Consider the following 19,257-nt stretch of genomic DNA (forward strand, 5'->3'; position numbering starts at 1 on the left):
GTTCTTGCTTTCGGCGCTGAATATGGGAAGCTTCATTATAATATTATAGCTTAGAATAAGCCATAGCGGACCGGGGGTGGAAGGTCCGAGAGGGGGGAACATGAAACGACTTGCAGGCCGAAGGGCAATCATCACCGGTGCGGGCAGCGGGATCGGCCGGGCCAGCGCGCTGCGGTTCGCGGCCGAGGGCGCGCTCGTGCTCGCCGCGGGCCGGCGCGAGGCTCCGTTGCAGGAAACCGCGGAACTGGTGCGCGCCGCAGGCGGCACCTGCATCGCTCATGTCGCCGACGCCGGCGACGAGGCCGCCGTCCAGGCCGCCATCGACCGCTGCGTGCAGGATCTGGGCGGGCTGGAGATCTTCTTCGCCAATGCCGGCAACACCGATTCCGTCATGCCCTTCCTTGAACAGACGGTGGAGCAATGGGAGGGCATGTTCCGCGACAACGTGATCCCGGCCTTCATCGCCTGCAAGCTCGCGGGCCGTTACATGGCCGCGCATGGCGGCGGGTCGATCATCCTGAACTCCTCGACCGGCTCGCTGCGGGCGCGGGGCGGGACCGAGGCCTATGGCGCGGCCAAGGCTGCCGTGAACCACCTGACGATGACGGCAGCCTGCGCCTTTGCCGGCCAGAAGGTGCGGGTGAACGCGATCCTGCCCGGCCTGACCGAGACGGGCCTGACCAAATCCATGTTCGACTGGGCGCGCAATGCGGGCAAGGAGGACCGGCTGGGCAGGCTGACCCCGCTGCAGCGGCCGGGGCATGTCGATGACATGGCCGCCGTGGCGGCTTTCCTGGCCTCGGACGATTCGTCTTATATGGACGGTCAGCTGCTGCCGGTGGACGGGGGAATTTCCGCCACCCATCCGGCCGGAAAGTTCGTTTACTGAAGCAGCACCGGGCCCTGCGCCCAGGCAAGCCGGGCGCAACCCGGTCTTCAGCGCGGCACAGAAAGCTTGACGCAGCCGAATTTGCTATGCTTGGATATAGTAGTCCAGCGTATCATTTGCGGAATGCGCCAAGCCGATATCCGCGCCGATGCCCGGCAGGAGGAGGAAATCATGTCCGACGGATTCGATCTCGCGGCGCATGCCCGGGCCATGCGGACGGCTGGCTGGTGGCAGGACAGGACCTTCGACGATCTGCTGGAATCGGCGATCGCCGCATCGCCCCGGAAAAAGGCGGTGGTCGCCTATCGCAAGGATCGGGGCTTCGACATCCCCGCCAAGGTGATGACCTATGCCGAACTGGGCGATGCGGTGGCGCAGGCGGCGGGATCGCTGCGGGCGCTGGGCATCGGCCGGGGCGACGTCGTCGGGCTCATGCTGCCGAACTGGTGGGAATTCGTGGTCGCTGCCTTTGCCGCCTGCCGGATCGGCGCGGTGCCCAATCCGCTGATGCCCATCTTTCGCGAACGCGAATTGCGCTTCATGCTGGGCTTTGCCGAGACGAGGGCGATCCTGATCCCGAAAAGCTTTCGCGGCCACGACTTTCCGCAGATGATCGATCGGCTGAGGCCCGAGCTTCCCGCGTTGCAGCACGTGATCGTCGTGGATGGCGACGGTCCGCAGTCCTTCGACCGGCTCGTCATGAACTCCGGCGCCGCGCCGGTTCCGGCGGCCGCGGGCACGCCCGCCGATCCGGGCGAGATGGCGTTGCTGATGTATACCTCGGGCACCACCGGCGAGCCCAAGGGGGTGATGCATTGCTTCAACACCCAGGTCGCCTGCGTCACCGCGCTGGGCAACCGTCTCGGCCTGACGCCGGAGGACGTGCATTTCGCCGTCGCGCCCTTCGGGCACATGACCGGCTATACCGCGATGATGCTGCAGGGCATCCATTGCGGCGGCACGCTGGTGCTTCAGGACGTCTGGGAGCCCGAGGCCGGGGTGGCGATCATGGCGCGAGAGGGCGCAACCCATATGGCGGCCGCGACGCCCTTCCTGTCCGACATCTGCAACGTCATCGCCAGGGGCGGGCCGGTGCCGGATCTGCGCAGCTTCCTGTGCGGCGGCGCGCAGATCCCGCCCGTGGTCATCGAGCGCGCGCGGCAGATGATGAACCTGGGCGTGTCCTCGCTGTGGGGCATGTCCGAAAGCCTGGCGGGCAGCCTGACCGAACCGGAGCGCGCACAGGAAAAATCCGCCACCACCGACGGTCGTGCGGTCGAGGGGGTCGAACTGCTGATCGCCGATAAGGACCTGAACCCCCTGCCGCAGGGCGAGACCGGGCGGCTCTGGTTCCGCGGCGCGCAGCAGTTCCTGGGCTATTACAAGCGGCCGGGGCTCGATGGCCGCGGGCCGGACGGCTGGTTCGACACCGGCGATCTCGCCTATATGGATGCCGAGGGCTATATCCGGATCAACGGCCGTTCCAAGGACATTGTGATCCGCGGCGGCGAGAATATCCCGGTGGTCGAGATCGAGACGATCCTCTATCGCCACCCCCGCGTCACCGATGCCGCGATCGTCGGCTATCCCGACCGGCGCATGGGCGAACGGGCCTGCGCCTTTCTCGTGCTGGCTGACCGCGCGCCCTTCACCATGCAAGACCTGCGCGCCTGGATGGAGGGCAGCGGGGCGGCGAGGCAATACTGGCCCGAGGCCGTGGAGGTCATCGAGACGATGCCCCGCAATGCCGCCGGCAAGATCCAGAAATTCACGCTGAAGGAACAGGCGGCGAAATACGCCGCCTGCTGAAACGCGCGCCGCGGGGGCGCCTTGATCCACCCCGCACCCTTGCAATCACCCGGGAAAGTGACATGGATTTCACACTGCCGCAGGCCGTCACCGACAAGCTGGCCGAACTCGACGCCTTCATCGAGGCCGAGATCAAGCCGCTCGAGCGCGAAAACGTCCGGTTCTTCGACCACCGGCGCGAATATTACCGCACCGATTGGGAAAACGACGGCGCACCCAGCAAGGAGTGGCGCGCGTTGCTGTCGGAAATGGAGCGCCGGGCCGACAAGGCCGGGCACCTGCGGCTGTGCCTGCCGGAAAGCTGCGGCGGCCAGGCGGCGGGCAACCTGATGAACGCGGCGATCCGCGAACATCTGGCGGCCAAGGGCCTGGGCCTGCACAACGATCTTCAGGACGAGAACTCGGTCGTCGGCAACTTTCCCATCGTGCCCGCCATCGCCAAATACGGCACCGAGGCGCAGAAGGTCTATATCGAGGGCATCATCACCGGCGAGCGCCACCTGAGCTTTGCCCTGACCGAGCCGCGCCACGGCTCGGACGCGACCTGGCTGGAGACCAGGGCGGTGCGGGACGGCGACCATTGGATCATCAACGGCCGCAAGCGCTGGAACAGCCAGGTCGGCCGCGCCGAGGCGAACCTGGTCTTTGCCCGCACCAGCGGCAAGGACGGCGAGGCCCGCGGCATCACCGCCTTCATCGTGCCGACCGACACGCCCGGTCATCGCATCGTGATGAACCACTGGACCTTCAACATGCCCACCGACCATTCCGAGGTCGAGCTGAAGGATGTCCGCGTGCCCGACAGCGCCATCCTGCATGTCGAGGGCGAGGGGCTGAAGATCGCCATGATGTTCATCCACGAAAACCGCATCCGCCAGGCGGCCGGCAGCGTGGGCGCCGCGCGCTACTGCATCCAGGAGGCGGTGAAATACGCCAAGGAACGGGTGCTGTTCGGCGAATCCCTCGCCTCGCGCCAAGCGATCCAGTTCCCGCTGGCCGAGCTGCACGCCGAATGCGAGGTGGTGCGCAACTACGTCTTCCGCACCGCCTGGAAGATGGACCGGCAGGACCCCGCCACCATGTCGGACGAGGTCTCGATCTGCAACTACATGGCCAACAACCTGGTCTGCCGGGCGGCGGATTTCGCCATGCAGGTGCATGGCGGCCTGGGCTATTCCCGCCACATGCCGTTCGAGCACATCTACCGCCACCATCGGCGCTACAAGATCACCGAGGGCTCGGAAGAGGTGCAGAAGCGCCGCATCGCGCAGAAGCTGTTCGGCTTTGGCGGAAGGGGGGCGGAATGAGCGCGCAAGCCGCAGCCCGTGCGCCCGGCGCCGATTTCGACATCGAGGCCCTGCGCGGCTTTTTGACCGGCTTCCTGGGGCGGGCGGTGCAGGATCTTGCCGTCGTGCCGACCACGGGGGGCATGTCGAACCCGACCTATTTCGTCACCGCCGATGGCTGGCGGGCGGTGCTGCGCAAGCAGCCGGGCATGAAGCTTGCCAAGTCCGCCCATGCCATCGACCGCGAGTTCCGGGTGATGGGGGCGCTTGGCGACAGCGCCGTCCCGGTGCCGCAACTGCTTCACTACGAGGAGGACGCCAGCCTGCTGGGCACGCCCTTCTACCTGATGGAATGGCTCGACGGTCGCGTCTTCACCGAATATTCGCTGCCCGGCATGGCGCCGGAACAGCGCGGCGCGATCTACGGCGCGATGGCCCGGACGATGGCCGCGATCCACAGCCTGGATTTCCAAGCGGCGGGTCTTGGCGATTTCGGCCGTCCCGGCAATTACTTCCAGCGCCAGATCAGCCGCTGGTCGCAGCTCTGGCAGCAATACCGCAAGGGCGATGACGACAACCCCGATCTGGACCGGATGCTGGGCTGGCTGGGCGGCCGCATCCCCGACAGCGAGCTTCTGTCGCTGTGCCACGGCGATTGCCGGATCGGCAACCTGATGTTCCACCCGACCGAGCCGCGCGTCATCGGCGTGCTGGACTGGGAGCTTTCGACCCTGGGCCATCCGCTGGTCGACGTCGCCTTCAACACCCAGGCCTGGCACATGGCCCCCGATGAAAACGGCGGTCTCTTGGGCCTCGACCTGGCGGCCGAGGGCATCCCGACCGAGGCGGATTACCTGGAGGGCTATTATTCCGAAGCCGGAACTACCGAGCGGATGACCGATTTCCATCGGGTCTTTGCCATGTTCCGCGCCGCGGTCGGCAGCGCCGGGGTCGCCTGGCGCGGTGAGCAGGGCAACAGCACGCTACCCGATTCCGCAAGCGTTGGCCGCCGGCTGGCCGCCGCCTATGCGCGCCGGGGGATGGAGATCGCCGCCCGCAGCGGCCTCTAGGAGGAGACACGGTATGATGAACATCGACGATGCCGTGGCAAAGCGCCGCTCCGTGCGCGGCTATCTGCCGGACGAGGTGCCGCAGGACATCCTGCGCCAGGTGCTGGGCCTGGCCCAGCAGGCGCCCTCGAACTGCAATATCCAGCCCTGGATCACCCATGTCCTGTCGGGACCAAGCCTGCGCAGCCTTGGCCAGAAGATGGTGGCGGCAGCCCAGGCCGAGATTCCGCCGGACCCGGATTTCGCCGCAGACCGCAAGTTCGAGGGCGTCTATCGTGCGCGCCAGATCGATGCCGCCATGCAGCTTTACGGAGCGATGGGGATCGAGCGGCACGACCGGCCGCGCCGGGATTGGGCCTATCGCCGCAATCTCGATTTCTTCGGCGCGCCGCATGCCGCGCTGATCTTCCTTCACCATACGTTCGAGGAGCGCGAGGCGGTCGATCTGGGCATCTATGCGCAGACGCTGATGCTTCTGCTGACCTCGCGGGGGATCTCCTCCTGTGCGCAGGGGGCGCTGGGGCTGTATCCCGGAATCGTCCGCGACCATCTCGGCCTGCCCGACACGCATCGGCTGATCTTCGGCATCTCGTTCGGCTACGAGGACGCGGCGGTGGATGCCAACCGGGCGCGGGTCGGCCGCGCCGGACTGGATGAAACGGTGGTCTTCCATCGCGACGGATATTCGGCCTGACCGGCGACGGAATGCGATCATGGTCTGAGGAGAAGCGAATGACGGCACGGCTGGAAGGATGTGTGGCGCTGGTGACCGGCGCCTCGAGCGGGATCGGTGCGGCCACGGCGGTCGAACTTGCGAGGCAGGGCGCCAGGGTGGTTCTGGTGGCGCGGCGTGCCGAGCGGTTGGCCGAGGTCGCCGACAGGGTCGCCGCAGCGGGGGGCGCGGCGCGGGTCTTGGCCGCCGACATCGCCTGCCGCGATGTCCCGGCGCAACTGGTGGCGGATGTCGTCGCGGCCGAGGGGCGGCTGGATATCCTGGTCAACGCGGCCGGCGTGATGCTGAACGGCAGTTCGATCGAACGCCCGCTGTCCGAATGGGAGCAGATGGTCGATCTGAACCTGATGGCCCTGCTGGCCATCACCAAGGCGGCGCTGCCGCATCTGGTCGAGGCGGCCCAGGGATCCCGCGGCGTCGCCGACGTGGTGAACGTCAGCTCTGTCGCGGGCCGGGTCGCGGCGGGGACGGCGGGCGTCTACAACGCCACGAAGTTCGGCGTCAACGGCTTCAGCGAGGCGCTGCGGCAAGAGTTCGCCCGGCGCAATGTCCGCGTTTCGGTCGTCGAGCCCGGCGCCGTGCAGACCGAGCTGTTCGACCATCAGGCGCCGGCGGCGCAAGCCCGACTGTCGCGCATCCTTGCGGATGTGGAATACCTGCACCCCGAGGACGTGGCCGAAACCATCGCCCATATCGTCACCCGCCCCCGCCGCGTCGCGCTGGCCGAGGTGGTGGTCCGGCCCACCGATCATATCTGACCCGCGGGGCGCCGCTATCTCGCAACAGCGAAACCGCGCGGCGCAAGCCGGGCGGTGTCGCAAGATGGGCGGCACATCGCGAAAATACCTGGTTCGTGTTCCGGCAAGTAGGGCGAGCCTCGAAAGGCTCGCCCCCGATCCGCGCGAGACAAGAGGGAACTTACTGCGCGGCCCGGTTCAGTTCGGAACGGAAGAAATCCAGCATCTCCTGCGGATTTTCCAGTCCGGCGGTCTTGGCCTTCTCCAGCCATTCGGCGGTCAGCGGCGCCACCCGCTCCTGCATCTTCGCCAGTTCCGCGTCGCCCATGCGATTCACGGTCATGCCCTTGGCCTGCATCTTGGCGATGGCGGCCTCGGTTTCCTTGCGGTGCAGGTCGCCCGACATCCTGGCGACCGCTGCGCCCGAGACCTTGCGGATCGCCTGCTGGTCTGCCTCGGAAATCCTGTCCCAGGCGTCGGGGTTGACCGAAACCAGAACCGTGGTCGAGCCGAGGCTGCCCGGCACGAAGGTCATGGTGTTCAGCACGTCGTCCAGCTTGAAGCCCAGCAGCGCGTCGGGGGGCGTGGTCGCGCCGTCGATCACCCGGCCGGACGCCAGCTCATAGACCTCGGACACCGGCTTGTTGACCGGCGCGCCGCCCATCAGCTCGACGATGCGGGTCAGCGACGGGCTGGAGGTGCGGATCTTGGCGCCGGCCCAGTTGTCCACCAGCGACAGGTCGCGCCCGGTGGTGAAGGCGTGGAACACGCCGGTCTGGAATATGGCCAGCGGCACGACATCGGGGAACACGTCCCTGTCGGCCAGGAATTTCTCGTAAGTGGCCCAGACGGCGGGCGAAGTGCGCGACTCGTCGTCGCTGGCAAAGGGCAGTTCCATTCCCTCGACCAGCGGGAAGCGGCCCGGGGCATAGCTCAGCACCATCAGCGACATATCCGCCATCCCGTCGGCCACAACGTCGTATTGCGAGGCGACGCTGCCCACGACCTTGGGGCTTTTCTGGATCTTCACCCGGCCCTCGGTCGCCTGCTCGATGGCGGCGATCCACGGCTCCATCAACGCGACGTCCAGCGCATAGCCTGCGGGCAGCCAGTTGGAATAGCGCAGCGTGACCTCCTGCGCCTGGGCTGCCGCGACACCGGCCGCCAGCATGAGGCCGGCAAGGACACCGGCACGGTTGAAAAACGTCATTCGATACTCCCTGTTATTGCCGCCGCGGGGGCGGAGGAAAGGTCTGCCTCGTTTGGGCAGACCATCCGTCGAGTCAGATCTTGCGCTTGTGGCCGACCCAGTAGGGATCGCGCAGCAGGTTCTTCATCACGGTATTCTTGGGCGCCAGCGGCAGCGGCTCCGTGCGGAACTCGACCGATTTGGGGCATTTGTAGCCGCCGATCAGGGTGCGGCAATGCGCGATCAGCTCTGCCTCGGTGGCGGTCGCGCCGGGTTTCAGGACGACGACGGCATGGACCTGCTCGCCCCATTCCTCGGACGGGATGCCGATCACCGCCGCCTCGTGGATGGCGGGATGCTGGAACAGCGCCCGCTCGACCTCGATCGAATAGACATTCTCGCCGCCGGTGACGATCATGTCCTTCACGCGGTCGGCGACATAGAGATAGCCGTCCTCGTCCAGATAGCCGGCATCGCCGGAATACATCCAGCCGTCGCGCAGCACCTCGGCGGACTGCTCGGGTTTGCCCAGATAGCCCATCATCAGATAGTCCGAGCGCATGGCGATCTCGCCCAGCTGGCGGGGTGGCAAGGTCTCGCCGTCGGGCGACACGATCTTGACCTCGACCCCGGGCCCCGGCTGGCCGCAAGAGCGGATCCGCTCGGCCTTGGGGCCGCTGAAAACATGGTCGCGCCAGCGCAGCATGGTGGCGAAGCCGCCGGTCTCGGTCATGCCGTAGATCTGGTAGAACCGCAGGTGCGGCAGTTTCGCCGCCGCTGCGGCCATCAGCGCCTCGGGCATGGGCGAGCCGCCATAGACGCAGGTGCGCAGGCTCGACAGGTCATACTTGTCGAAATCGGGATGGCTGATGAGCATGTTGACGATGGTGGGCACCATCACCGCATTGCTGACCTTGTGCTCGTGGATGGCCTGCATCATCGTCAGCGGCTCGAACTTGGGCAGCACGACATGGGTGCCGCCGGCCATGGTGATGTAATGCACCGGGCTCGCGCCCGAAAAATGGAAGAAGCCGCCGACATAGGCAAAGCTCAGGTCCTCGACATCCGGGATCATCGCCAGCCAGGCGGTCGCGGCATGGCCAAGCGCGGCATGGCTCAGCGCGACGCCCTTGGGCTGGCCGGTGGTGCCGCCGGTGTAGAACACGGCATAGAGGTCGTCGCCCCTGCGGTCGGCATCCGCCACCGGCTGGTGGCTGGCGATCAGGTCCTCATAGGACAGCATCCCCTCGGGCGTGGGCGCGTCGCCGATATGGATCACGGCCTTGAGCCCGGGGAACTCGCGGCGCAATTGCTGGCCCTGCTCGGCGAAGGCGTCGTCCACGCACAGGATCACCGCGTTGCAATCCTGCAGCGCATAGAGATTCTCCTGCGCCGACCAGCGGACATTCATCGGTGCGAAGCTGCCGCCCGCCCAAGGCACCGCGTAGAACAGCTCCAGGTAATTGTCCGAGTTCATTGCCAGCGTGGCGACGAAGCCGCCGTTTTCCAGACCCAACCCGCGCAGCGCCGCTGCCATGCGCGGTATGCGATCACCCAGCTCGTGCCAGTGGCGCTTGCGAGTCCCGCAGACCGTGGCGACGCCTTGCGGGTTGCGATGCACCGCCTGTTTCAGCAGCAGCGTTCCCTGCATCCCGTTCTCCTCCCTCTCTCGTTCACGACATACTCATCGACATTCCGGCGCCGGCATTCCGGCCGGGCCTGCGCCTGTCTTCCTCCTCAAGAAGGCGCAATTCCCCAGCGGCGGACCGATCATTGCGCCGGCTTGCCAAATTTGTTTCGCAATATTACTGTATGATAGAGAATATAAAACGCAAGCATCGTTTTGGAACACGCGGCAGCGGGACAATTCTGGCGTCCGGCCGCCGCGTCCGGGACGTTTGCTTCGCAATAGGAGGGAGGCTGCCATGACAGGACCGCTGTCCGATCTGCGGATCGTCGAGTTTTCGGGCCAGGGACCGGGGCCGTTCGCCGGCGGGCTTCTGGCCGATTTCGGCGCCGATGTGATTCGCATCGACCGACCGGCCGAGCCGCTGCTGCCGCCGAAGTACGACTTCTACAACCGCAACAAGCGGTCCATCGCGCTGGACCTGAAATCCCCCGCCGGGCACCAGGCCGCGTTGGCGCTGATCGCCGCCGCCGACGTGGTGATCGAAGGTTACCGCCCCGGCGTGATGGACAAGCTGGGCCTTGGCTACGACGCCTGCGCCGCGGCCAACCCGCGCATCGTCTACGGCTCGATGACCGGCTGGGGCCAGGACGGACCGATGGCGAGAGAGGCGGGGCACGACATCAACTATCTGGCGCTGACCGGGGCGCTGGATGCCATCGGCTATCCCGACCGGCCGCCGGCGCCGCCGCTGAATCTGGTCGCGGACCTGGGCGGCGGCGGGATGTATCTTGCCTTCGGCATCCTTGCTGCGGTGCACGAAGCCCGGCGCTCGGGGCAGGGGCAAAGGGTGGATGCGGCGATGATCGACGGGGTGTCGCATCTGATGTCCGCCTTCATGGCCTTCACCCAGCAGGGCACCTGGACCGAGCGTCGGGCCGACAACATCGTTGACGGCGGCTCGCCCGACTACGGCTGCTATGAGACGGCGGATGGCAGGCATGTCGCCGTCGGCGCGATCGAGCCGCAGTTCTATGCCGCGCTTCTGGACGTGCTGGGCCTTGACCCGGCAACCATTCCCGACCGGACGGACCGGGCGAACTGGCCGGCGCTGAAGCAGCTTTTCGCCGAACGCTTCCGGCAGCGGACCCGCGCCGAATGGGAGACGGCGATGGCTGGCCGCGACGCCTGTTTCTCGCCCGTGCTGAGCATCGCGGAAGCCTGGACGCATCCGCAGATGCAGGCGCGCGGAGTGCATGCCGAATTCGACGGGCTGGTGCATCCCGCCCCCGCGCCGCGGTTGTCGCGGACGCCGGGCAGCCTGCGCCGCGCCACGCCGGCACCGGGGGAAAACAGCCGCGAGATCTGCGCCGACTGGGGCCTGCCGCAGGCGCTGTGCGAGCGGCTGGAGCGCGGGGCGGGGACGCCCCGGTCCGCGGTCGGGACCGTCTGAGGGGATGGCAATCGACCCGGACCGGGCGCTGGCGCTTAGGATGCCCGAACTGGCGCAGAACTATACCGAGCGGGATGCCATCCTTTATGCGCTTGGCATCGGGTTCGGACATGACAGCACCGATCCGGGACAACTGGGCTTTGTCTACGAACAGGGGTTGAAGGCGGTTCCCACCATGGCGGTGGTCCTGGGCGAAACCATGGACTGGGTCCATGATCCCGGCCTGGGGATGGACGTGAACCAGTCCCTTCACGGCGAAGAGCGGGTGATCCTGCACCGCCCGCTTGCGCCGCAGGGGCGAGTCGTCGGGCAAACGCGGGTGATCGGCCTGGCCGACAAGGGCCCGGGCCGCGGCGCGCTGGTCCACAGCCGCAAGGAACTGCGCGATGCCGGGACCGGCGCGTTGATCGCAACCACGCTGCGCACCGCCTTTGCCCGCGCCGACGGCGGTTTCGGCGGCCTGCATGGCGAAAGGCCCGCGCCCTTGCCCGCCGTTCCCGACCGGGCGCCGGATCTGTTCTGCGATCTGCCCACCCTGCAGCAATCGGCGCTGATCTATCGGCTGAGCGGCGACCGCATCCCGCTTCACGCCGATCCGGCCGTGGCGCGCGCGGCGGGGTTCGAGCGGCCGATCCTGCACGGGCTGTGCAGCCTCGGCATCGCCTGCCACGCCATTCTGCGGCTGGTCTGCGGCTATGATCCCGACCGCATCGCCGAAATCGGCTGCCGGTTCAGCGCCCCGGTCTATCCGGGTGAGACGCTGCGGGTCGAATTGTGGCGTGACTGGCAGGCGGTTCAGTTCCGTGCGCGGGTGGCGGAGCGCCAGGTGATTGTCCTGAGCAACGGCCATGCGACGTTGCGCGAGTGAATGGAGAGGCGAATGACGAAACCCTTGCTGGGCAAGACGGCCATCGTGACCGGCGCGGCGCGCGGCATCGGCCGGGCCTATGCCTTGCGGCTGGCGCGGCTGGGTGCCGATGTGGTGGTGGCCGACCTGAACATGCAGGGCGCGGCCCGGATCGGCGAGGAACTGACCGCCGAAACCGTGATGGCCGAGGTCGAGGCGCTTGGCCGCCGCGCGCTGGGGGTCGAGGGCGACCTGAGGAAACCCGAGACCGTCGAGCGGCTGTTTCGGGAAACCGTCGACGCTTTCGGCGGCGTGGACATTCTGGTCAACAATGCCGGCGCGGGCGTCTATCGCCACGAGAGCCCGCTGCCCAGCCAGACCACGCAGGAGGGCTTCGACTTCCTGGTGGATGTGAACCTGCGATCCTGCGTGATGTGCTGCCAGACCGCCGCGCCGATCATGGCGGCCAAGGGCGCGGGGGTGATCGTCAACATCTCGTCCCAGACCGCGCTGGAGCCTCTGAAGGGCGGGGCGATGGCGGTCTATGGCGCGGCCAAGTCGGCGGTGAACACCTATACCCGCAATCTGGCCGCCGAGCTGGGGCCGAAAGGCATCCGGGTGAACGCCATCGCGCCGGGCATCACGCTGACCGCGCGGCTCATGAAGCTGGACTCCGAAACCGGCGTCGGCACGCCCGAACAGCTCGAGGCTATCGCGCTGCGCCGTTTCGCCGCGCCCGAGGATATGGCGAACGTGCTGGAGTTTCTTGTCGGCGATCTGTCCGGCTATGTGACCGGCCAGGTGATCTCGGTCTGCGGCGGGGCGGTGCTGACGCCCAGCTAGGCGCGCTCGCCCCGGACGAAGCCCGCGACCTCGCCTCGCTGGCAAAGCTCGATGATGGTGCCGTGCCCGCCGCCCTTGGTGATCCAGCCCCGGCGCAGCGGCAGGTTCGCGGTCGGCGGCTGATCGTAGACCTTGAGCCCGCGGGCGCGGTATTCGGCGATGGCGGCGTCAAGATTTTCGACCTCCAGCGCCACCACCACGTCGCCGTGGCGCAGTTCGGTCTTGCCCGAGGCTTCGACCAGTTCGATGATCGGTCCTGCGGGGTTGTCGAAGAACGCAAGCCGCAGCCCCAGTTCCGGGATTTGCCGGATGATCGGCTCGCCCAGCCCCAGCGTGCTGCCATAGAATTCCAGCGCGGGCTCCAGCGCAGCGACCGCGATGCCGATATGGTCCAGGACCGGCGTCATTTTCCTTGCCTCCCATATGATGCATATATTTATTATAAATCAGATTACAATATGGGGGCGCGTCCGGCAACGGGCGGCTGGAGAAAGATGAACAATCCGGACAACCGGTGGCGGACCCGTGCATGGCCGCGGGATGGCGCATTGTGCGCTGGCCGCTCCGCGCAGGCTGACACACTTTGGCCCGGCCCCGTAGCCGGCAGGCCAAGGGACGGGGCCACATCGTGACGGGTCCGGCGCAGCAGGGCCGATGCCAGCCGGCGGCCGCATCGCCCCTGGCCATCGCCGTTCTGGCGGCAGGGAACTTTGTCGTCGGCACCGGCGGCTTCATCGTCGTCAGCATCCTGCCCGAGATCACCGCCGGGCTGGGTATCGGGTTGGCTCAGGGGGCGCTGCTGTTCACCGTCTATGCGGGGGCCTACGCCGTCGGCTCGCCGCTGCTCATTTCCATGACCGGGGGGATCGGGCGGCGGCGGCTGCTGCTTGCCGCCATGACGATCGTCGTGGCCTCGGCGCTGGTCTGCGCCTTCACCCGCTCGTTCGAGGTGATGCTGGCGGCGCGGGCCGCGGCGGCCTTTGGCGGCGGTCTTTACACGCCGGTCGCCGCCTCCGTCGTCTTTGCCGCCGTGCCCGAACCGCGGCGGGGTCGGGCGCTGGGCCTTGTCTTTGCCGGGCTTCAGTTGTCGCAGGCGGCCGGGCTGCCGCTGGGCGTCGTCATCGCGCATCAGCTGGGCTGGCCCGCCGCCTTTCTGATCGTCGGCGGGCTGGGCGCGCTGTCGGCAATCGGGTTGTGGTGGACGCTGCCCCGACGGGTCGTGGTCCCGGTGACCTCGCTGCGCACGCTGCTGGATGCGGGCCGCGATCCGAAGGCGCTGGCGGCGGTGTCGATCATGGCGCTGCATGCCTGCGCGCTGATCCTGTGCTATGGGCTGATCGCGCCGCTGGTCATGCGGCACGGCGGCAATGTCGGCCTGACGGTCGGGGCATTCGGCATCGGCGGGGTCGTCGCCGGGCTGATGATGGGGCGCGTGACGCAGCGGCTGGGCGCGGCGCGGGCGCGGATGATTGCCCTGGGTTCGCAGGTGGTGATCCTTCCGGTGCTGTCGCTGCCGCTGGTCGGCATCGCGCCGCTGCCGGGATCGCTGCTGATCGTGCAGGCGCTGCTGTGGCATCTGCTGGCCGGCGGCATGATGATCCCGCAGCAGATCCTGCTGATGCAGCGCGATCCCGAGCGGGGGGCGGTGGTCCTGGGGCTGAACGCGACGATGAACTATCTGGGCTTCGCGCTGGGATCGGCGTTGGGCGGCCTCGTCGTGGCGGGCCTGGGCTATGACTGGCTGGGTGTCGCGGGTGGTGTGGTGGCGGGGCTCGCCGTCCTTGTCTCCATCTACAGCGAACGCATGTATCGCCGGGCCGGGCAGACCCTGTGAGGAGCGGCAAATAATCGTTGCACCGCCTGCAATACCATATAGTATGTAAGCACACTATATGCTCTGCCCGCACCGAGGAGGGGGGCGGCAGGACAGGCAAGGCAGGGGGAGGGCGCGGCTGAAGTCCCGCGAGAGCCATCGCATATCCGCCCGCAACCCGGCGCCATTCCGATTCCGGCTCTGCCGGGAAGATGACAACAGGCGGCCTCCCGGGGTCCGCCGCAGCACGAGCGAGATCCCAATGCCTTACAATTCCGTGTATGCACCAGGCCTGTTCAAGGACCAGACCATTATCGTCACCGGCGGCGGCAGCGGCATCGGCCGCTGCACCGCGCACGAGCTGGCCCATCTGGGTGCGCAGGTCGTGATCGTCGGCCGCAACCCCGAAAAGCTGGAATCCGTCCGGCAAGAGATCACCGAGGACGGCGGCAAGGTTCACATCGCGACCTGCGACATCCGCGACGAAACGCAGGTCGTCGCCGTGATCGATCAGACGCTGGAGCGTTTCGGCGCCATCAACGCGCTGGTCAACAACGCTGGCGGGCAATACCGGGCCGAACTCAAGACCATCTCGACCAAGGGATTCGAGGCGGTGGTCCGCAACAACCTGACCGGCGGCTTCATCTTCATGCGGGAAATCTACAACCGCTGGATGGAAGCCAATGGCGGCGCCATCGTCAATGTCATCGCCGACATCTGGAACGGCTGGCCCGAGATGGGGCATTCCGGCGCGTCGCGCGGCGGCATGTGGACCCTGACCGAAACCGCGGCCTGCGAATGGGCGCATTCCGGCGTGCGCGTGAATGCGGTGGCGCCGGGCGGAATCGCCTCCTCGGGCTTCGACCAATACGCCCCCGAGATCACCGAGCGGATCCTGGCCTATCCGGCGCAGGTGCCGCTGCCGCGCTATGGCACCGAATCGGAAATCTCGGCCGCGATCACCTATCTGCTGTCGCCCGCGGCGGCCTATGTGACCGGCAGTTGCCTGCGCGTCGACGGCGGCGCGCCGAACCGCCGGCAGACCTGGACCCAGAACTATCCGGCAACGAATATCCCCGAATACAACGGCTTTCACCGCGCCGTGCAGCCGGAGATCCTCAAGAACCGGGATTGAGGCCGGCCGCAGCATCACGAACAGGGCCCCGCCGTCGCCGGGGCCCTTTCTATTCCGGCGGGCAGCTTAAGGGTGGCGCTTATTGAATTAATGCATACCATAAGCTTGCAAATTGGTGGAGGAGAGCCGTTTGCCTTCGTGACCCATGGGAGGGGACATATGACATTCATATCCAGACACCTGCTGCCGGGCATTCTGCTGGTGGCCATGGCCTCGGCCGTCGGGCCGGCCCGGGCGGAATCGATAACCTTGCGCTATTCGCAATGGCTGCCCGCATCCTATCCGCTGCATGCCGAGATCATCGCGCCCTGGTTCGAGGAGATCGCGCGGGTGACCGAGGGCAGGGTGACCATCGTCCCGACGCCGAAAGTCGTCGGTGCCGTAGCCGGGCAATATGACGTGCTCGCGGACGGCCTTGCCGATGTGGCGCTGGTGGTGCCCGGTTATACGCCGGGGCGCTTTCCGCTGTCCGAGGGACTGGAGCTTCCGTTCCTGGGCGACGACCCGCGCGTCTCGATGCCGGTCAGCTATCGCACCTATGAAACCTATCTGGAGCCGACGGGGCTTTTCAAGGAGATCGTGCCGCTGGCCGTGTTCACCGGCAATCCGGCCCATATCGCGCTGCGCTCGGGCGAAGTGGCGGCCCTGTCCGATCTGGCCGGGAAAAAGCTGCGCAGCCCGCAGCAGGCAGCCTCGGCCTCGATCGACCTCCTGGAGGCGGTGCCGGTGTCGAAGCCGATGTCCGAAGTCTATGAGCTTGCCTCCAGCGGCGCGATCGACGGTGGCATCATTCCCCCTGACACCCTGCTGAGCTTCAAGCTGGCGGGCACGATGAAGGAATATGTGCTGGTGCCGGGCGGGGTGGTGAACACCGTCAATATGCTGGCCTTCAGCCAGGAGGCTTGGGACCGCATCTCGCCGCAGGACCAGGCGGCGATCCGCGAGGTTTCGGGGCTGGCGCTGGTCACGAAGATGGGCGAGGTCTATGCGCGATCGCTTGCCGATGCGCTGGCGGCCATGCCGGGCGAGGGCGTGCGGGTGCAAACCCCGCCGGAAAGCCTTGTCGCCGCGCTGCAAGAGCGGCTGGAGCCGATCCGCTCCAACTGGTTTGAAGTGGCGCGGAAATCCGGGCTGGAAGACCCCGAGGCGATGGTCCGCTTTTTCGAAACCGAATATGCGGCCGGAAAGGCGGCCCAATAGGGCGAAAGGCGTGATCGGGGGCAGCTTCAGGCGATGTCCAGGCTGCCGCTGCGATCCTGCCGACCAAAGGCCGCGCCTTGCGGCGCAGCCTCTTGCAGCTTGGTTCACGGTGATTTCGGTCAGGAAAGGCCGTGACCGTGACGCGGGATCGGCGCGGCAAGGCGTCGATCCGCAGGGCCATGGCCGGAAGCCATGCTTTCAGCGCCGATCGTGTTCGGCTTTCATGGCCTTGGCGATGATGGTCTTCATGATCTCGATCGAGCCGCCGGCAATCTTGGTGATGCGCGCATCGGCATAGGCGCGGCAGATCGGGTATTCCCACATATAGCCCCAGCCGCCGAACAGTTGCAGGCATTCGTCGGCCGCCTTGCAATGCAGTTCGGTGGTGTACATCTTGGCCATCGCCGCATCGACCGGATCCAGCTTGCCCTGCATGAACAGCTCGATGCACTTGTCGGTGAACACGCGGGCCAGCGTGGCCTGGGTTTTCAGCTCCGCCAGCTTGAACTGGGTGTTCTGGAAGTCGAAGATCGTCTTGCCGAAGGCCTCGCGCTGGGTGGTATAGTCCAGCGTCCATTCGATGATCGTCTCGGCCACGGTGGCGGAGCGGATGGCCTGGGCCAGCCGTTCCTGGCTGAGCTTGGTCATCATCAGGGCAAAGCCCTCGCCCTCGGCCCCCAGCATGTTCGCGGCGGGCACGCGCACATTGTCGAAGAACAGCTCGGAAGTGTCCTGTGCGTGCATGCCCAGCTTTTCCAGGTTGCGGCCGCGGCGGAAGCCCTCGCGGTCGCCCTCGATCAGGAACAGGGTGACGCCCTTGGCGCCGGCGTCGCGGTCGGTCTTGGTGGCGCAGACCAGCACGTCGGCGTGCTGGCCGTTCGAGATGAACACCTTCTGCCCGTTGATGACGTAATCGTCGCCGTCACGGGTGGCGCGGGTGCGGATGGCCTTGAGGTCCGAGCCGGCATGCGGCTCGGTCATGCCAAGCGCGCCGATCCATTCGCCGGTGACCATCTTGGGCAGGAACTTGCGCTTCTGCTCCTCGCTGCCGAAGGACAGGATATAGGTCGCCACCAGGTCGGTGTGGATCAGGAAGCCGGGGCCCGAGGCGCCGGCGCGCCACAGCTCCTCGAACACCACCACGTCGAACAGGTAGTCGAGCCCCAGCCCGCCATATTCCTCGGGCACGGTGCAGCACAGCAGGCCCTGTTCGCCGGCCTTCAGCCACAATTCGCGCGGGACGATGCCGTCCTTTTCCCATTGCGCGTGATAGGGCGTGATCTCTTTCTCGACGAAACGCCGGACGGTTTCCCGGAAAAGCTCGTGTTCCTGGTTGAAGAGGCTGCGTTCGATCATCTTGGTTTCCTCTGGTAACGGGTGCCGCAAGGCCTCGCCGAATGGATGGGGTCAGGTGTCCGCCAGTTCGGCCCGGTGTTCCGGGGCGGCGATGGCAATCAGTCTTTCGCGGCGTTGCGCCGGGCTTGCCGCCCTCAGGTCCGCAAAGCCGTATTCGGTGACGACGACATCGGTATCGAACCGGCCCAGCGACACCGGGCCGGGCGCCTGCCCCGACGGAACGATGCGGCTGATCTTGCCGCCCGCCGCCGTTGCGGGCAGTACCAGGACGCGCAGCCCCTGCAATCCGCGGGCGCCCGCCGCGAAATCGGAAGCGCCGCCGGGGCCCGACACCAGGCCCTTGCGGGTGGCTTCGGCATGGCCGTTGCCGGCCAGATCCACCTCGATGGCCGAGTTGATGGTGACGAAGCGCCCGATGCCGGCCAGTTGCGCCAGCTCATGCGTGACCGAAGGCGGGGCAAAGCGAAACTCGGGCCGGCCGACGGCATCATAAAGCCGCTGGCTGCCGATGGCGACGCCGGCGCAGATCGGCGCGTCCGCGCGCAGCGCCCCGGCCTCCAGCAGGTCCAGCGTCGAATCCCCGATCAGGCCGGAATGGATGGACAGGTTGCGGTGGCCGGTCAGGCCGCGCAGCACCGCCTCGGGCGTGCGGCCAAGGCCGGCCTGGACCGTCGCGCCCTCGGGCACCAACTCGCCGGCGAGTGCGGCGATGCGGGCCGAAACCTCGTCCATGCCGGGGTCCGAGACCGGGAGCGCCGCCTCGCCCTCGATCACGGCATGGAAGCGGTCGAGGGGGATGGACCGGCCCTGCGTCCGCGGCACCAGCGGGTTGATATGACCGATGATCCGCGGGATATGCGGCCAGATGTCGCCGATGAAATCATTGACCGGGCCCAGGCTGCACAGGCCCTGTTCGTCCGGGGGCGAGACCATGACCAGTGCCGCATCGGGCGGGTTCGCCGCCAGATGCAGCCGGATCTCGCGATAGCAGAACGGCAGGAAATCCACCTGCGCCTCATGGCCCGAGAACTCGGGCATCATGAAATAGCTTTCGACCCGCGCGCCCGCCGCCAGCAGCCCGGCCAGCCGGTTCAGGCCGGGCACGAAGATGCCGGTGAAGGTCAGGCCGCGCAGGTCCGCGGCCTCCAGCTCCTCGCGGATCAGCGCGCTTTCCCCCGAACAGGCATGCAGCCAGATCCGGGCACCGGCGGGAAGGTGGCCGGCCAGGTCGCGCGAACCGATCCGCAAGGGTGCCATGACCGTTCCCGCC

The 19,257-nt window shown here is 67.1% G+C and carries 17 protein-coding genes; 12 read left to right on the forward strand and 5 right to left on the reverse strand.

Going from position 1 to position 19,257, the window contains the following annotated elements:
- Positions 1 to 100 precede the first annotated feature (100 nt).
- The 6 genes from PARN5_RS0115705 (at position 101) to PARN5_RS0115730 (ending at position 6,545) form a co-directional block, all read left to right on the forward strand.
- Positions 101 to 889 (forward strand): SDR family oxidoreductase, encoded by a 789-nt coding sequence (locus tag PARN5_RS0115705; protein ID WP_018000723.1) that lies wholly within the window; start codon positions 101 to 103, stop codon positions 887 to 889.
- Between the two features lie 171 nt (positions 890 to 1,060).
- Positions 1,061 to 2,698: an AMP-binding protein gene (locus tag PARN5_RS0115710; protein ID WP_026155491.1), complete on the forward strand. Its 1,638-nt coding sequence runs from the start codon at positions 1,061 to 1,063 to the stop codon at positions 2,696 to 2,698.
- 62 nt (positions 2,699 to 2,760) lie between these two features.
- Positions 2,761 to 4,005 carry an acyl-CoA dehydrogenase family protein gene (locus PARN5_RS0115715; protein WP_018000725.1) on the forward strand — a complete coding sequence of 415 codons (1,245 nt, stop codon included), beginning with the start codon at positions 2,761 to 2,763 and terminating at the stop codon, positions 4,003 to 4,005.
- Positions 4,002 to 5,054 (forward strand): phosphotransferase family protein, encoded by a 1,053-nt coding sequence (locus PARN5_RS0115720; protein ID WP_018000726.1) that lies wholly within the window; start codon positions 4,002 to 4,004, stop codon positions 5,052 to 5,054. The genes PARN5_RS0115715 and PARN5_RS0115720 overlap by 4 nt, the downstream gene beginning before the upstream one ends.
- A 13-nt stretch (positions 5,055 to 5,067) precedes the next feature.
- Positions 5,068 to 5,748 (forward strand): nitroreductase, encoded by a 681-nt coding sequence (locus tag PARN5_RS0115725; RefSeq protein ID WP_018000727.1) that lies wholly within the window; start codon positions 5,068 to 5,070, stop codon positions 5,746 to 5,748.
- Between the two features lie 38 nt (positions 5,749 to 5,786).
- Positions 5,787 to 6,545, forward strand: a complete 759-nt coding sequence (locus PARN5_RS0115730) for an SDR family NAD(P)-dependent oxidoreductase (protein WP_026155492.1) — start codon at positions 5,787 to 5,789, stop codon at positions 6,543 to 6,545.
- A 160-nt stretch (positions 6,546 to 6,705) separates the two neighbouring features.
- Here PARN5_RS0115730 and PARN5_RS22365 read toward each other — a convergent pair whose 3' ends face one another.
- Both PARN5_RS22365 and PARN5_RS0115740 read right to left on the reverse strand, forming a co-directional pair.
- The gene (locus PARN5_RS22365) at positions 6,706 to 7,734 is read right to left on the reverse strand and encodes a TRAP transporter substrate-binding protein (protein WP_018000729.1); all 1,029 of its coding nucleotides are present in this window, start codon (positions 7,732 to 7,734) and stop codon (positions 6,706 to 6,708) included.
- 73 nt (positions 7,735 to 7,807) lie between these two features.
- The gene (locus PARN5_RS0115740; protein ID WP_018000730.1) at positions 7,808 to 9,364 is read right to left on the reverse strand and encodes an AMP-binding protein; all 1,557 of its coding nucleotides are present in this window, start codon (positions 9,362 to 9,364) and stop codon (positions 7,808 to 7,810) included.
- Positions 9,365 to 9,638: 274 nt separating this feature from the next.
- Here PARN5_RS0115740 and PARN5_RS0115745 point away from each other — a divergent pair, with 274 nt between their 5' ends.
- The 3 genes from PARN5_RS0115745 to PARN5_RS0115755 are packed head-to-tail and all read left to right on the forward strand — an operon-like array spanning position 9,639 to position 12,483.
- Entirely contained in the window at positions 9,639 to 10,793 is a 1,155-nt protein-coding gene (locus PARN5_RS0115745) for a CaiB/BaiF CoA-transferase family protein (protein WP_018000731.1), read from the forward strand.
- A 4-nt stretch (positions 10,794 to 10,797) separates the two neighbouring features.
- The gene (locus PARN5_RS0115750) at positions 10,798 to 11,661 is read left to right on the forward strand and encodes a MaoC/PaaZ C-terminal domain-containing protein (protein ID WP_026155493.1); all 864 of its coding nucleotides are present in this window, start codon (positions 10,798 to 10,800) and stop codon (positions 11,659 to 11,661) included.
- Between the two features lie 12 nt (positions 11,662 to 11,673).
- Complete coding sequence (locus PARN5_RS0115755; RefSeq protein ID WP_018000733.1) at positions 11,674 to 12,483, forward strand: SDR family oxidoreductase; 810 nt, start codon at positions 11,674 to 11,676, stop codon at positions 12,481 to 12,483.
- Here the strand turns inward: PARN5_RS0115755 and PARN5_RS0115760 are convergent.
- Positions 12,480 to 12,890, reverse strand: a complete 411-nt coding sequence (locus tag PARN5_RS0115760; protein ID WP_018000734.1) for a VOC family protein — start codon at positions 12,888 to 12,890, stop codon at positions 12,480 to 12,482. The genes PARN5_RS0115755 and PARN5_RS0115760 overlap by 4 nt on opposite strands.
- A gap of 221 nt (positions 12,891 to 13,111) precedes the next feature.
- On the opposite strand from PARN5_RS0115760, the gene PARN5_RS0115765 reads away from it, so the two are divergent.
- The 3 genes from PARN5_RS0115765 (at position 13,112) to PARN5_RS0115775 (ending at position 16,631) form a co-directional block, all read left to right on the forward strand.
- Positions 13,112 to 14,317, forward strand: coding sequence for an MFS transporter (locus PARN5_RS0115765; RefSeq protein WP_018000735.1), 1,206 nt, complete (start codon positions 13,112 to 13,114; stop codon positions 14,315 to 14,317).
- A gap of 241 nt (positions 14,318 to 14,558) precedes the next feature.
- Positions 14,559 to 15,431 carry an SDR family oxidoreductase gene (locus tag PARN5_RS0115770; protein ID WP_018000736.1) on the forward strand — a complete coding sequence of 291 codons (873 nt, stop codon included), beginning with the start codon at positions 14,559 to 14,561 and terminating at the stop codon, positions 15,429 to 15,431.
- Between the two features lie 159 nt (positions 15,432 to 15,590).
- Positions 15,591 to 16,631 carry a TRAP transporter substrate-binding protein gene (locus PARN5_RS0115775; RefSeq protein ID WP_018000737.1) on the forward strand — a complete coding sequence of 347 codons (1,041 nt, stop codon included), beginning with the start codon at positions 15,591 to 15,593 and terminating at the stop codon, positions 16,629 to 16,631.
- A gap of 198 nt (positions 16,632 to 16,829) precedes the next feature.
- Here PARN5_RS0115775 and PARN5_RS0115780 read toward each other — a convergent pair whose 3' ends face one another.
- Entirely contained in the window at positions 16,830 to 17,987 is a 1,158-nt protein-coding gene (locus PARN5_RS0115780; protein ID WP_018000738.1) for an acyl-CoA dehydrogenase family protein, read from the reverse strand.
- A 51-nt stretch (positions 17,988 to 18,038) separates the two neighbouring features.
- Positions 18,039 to 19,244 carry an acetyl-CoA hydrolase/transferase C-terminal domain-containing protein gene (locus PARN5_RS22370; protein ID WP_018000739.1) on the reverse strand — a complete coding sequence of 402 codons (1,206 nt, stop codon included), beginning with the start codon at positions 19,242 to 19,244 and terminating at the stop codon, positions 18,039 to 18,041.
- Between the last annotated feature and the right edge of the window lie 13 nt (positions 19,245 to 19,257).

The organism is Paracoccus sp. N5, from assembly GCF_000371965.1.
Taxonomy (GTDB): domain Bacteria; phylum Pseudomonadota; class Alphaproteobacteria; order Rhodobacterales; family Rhodobacteraceae; genus Paracoccus.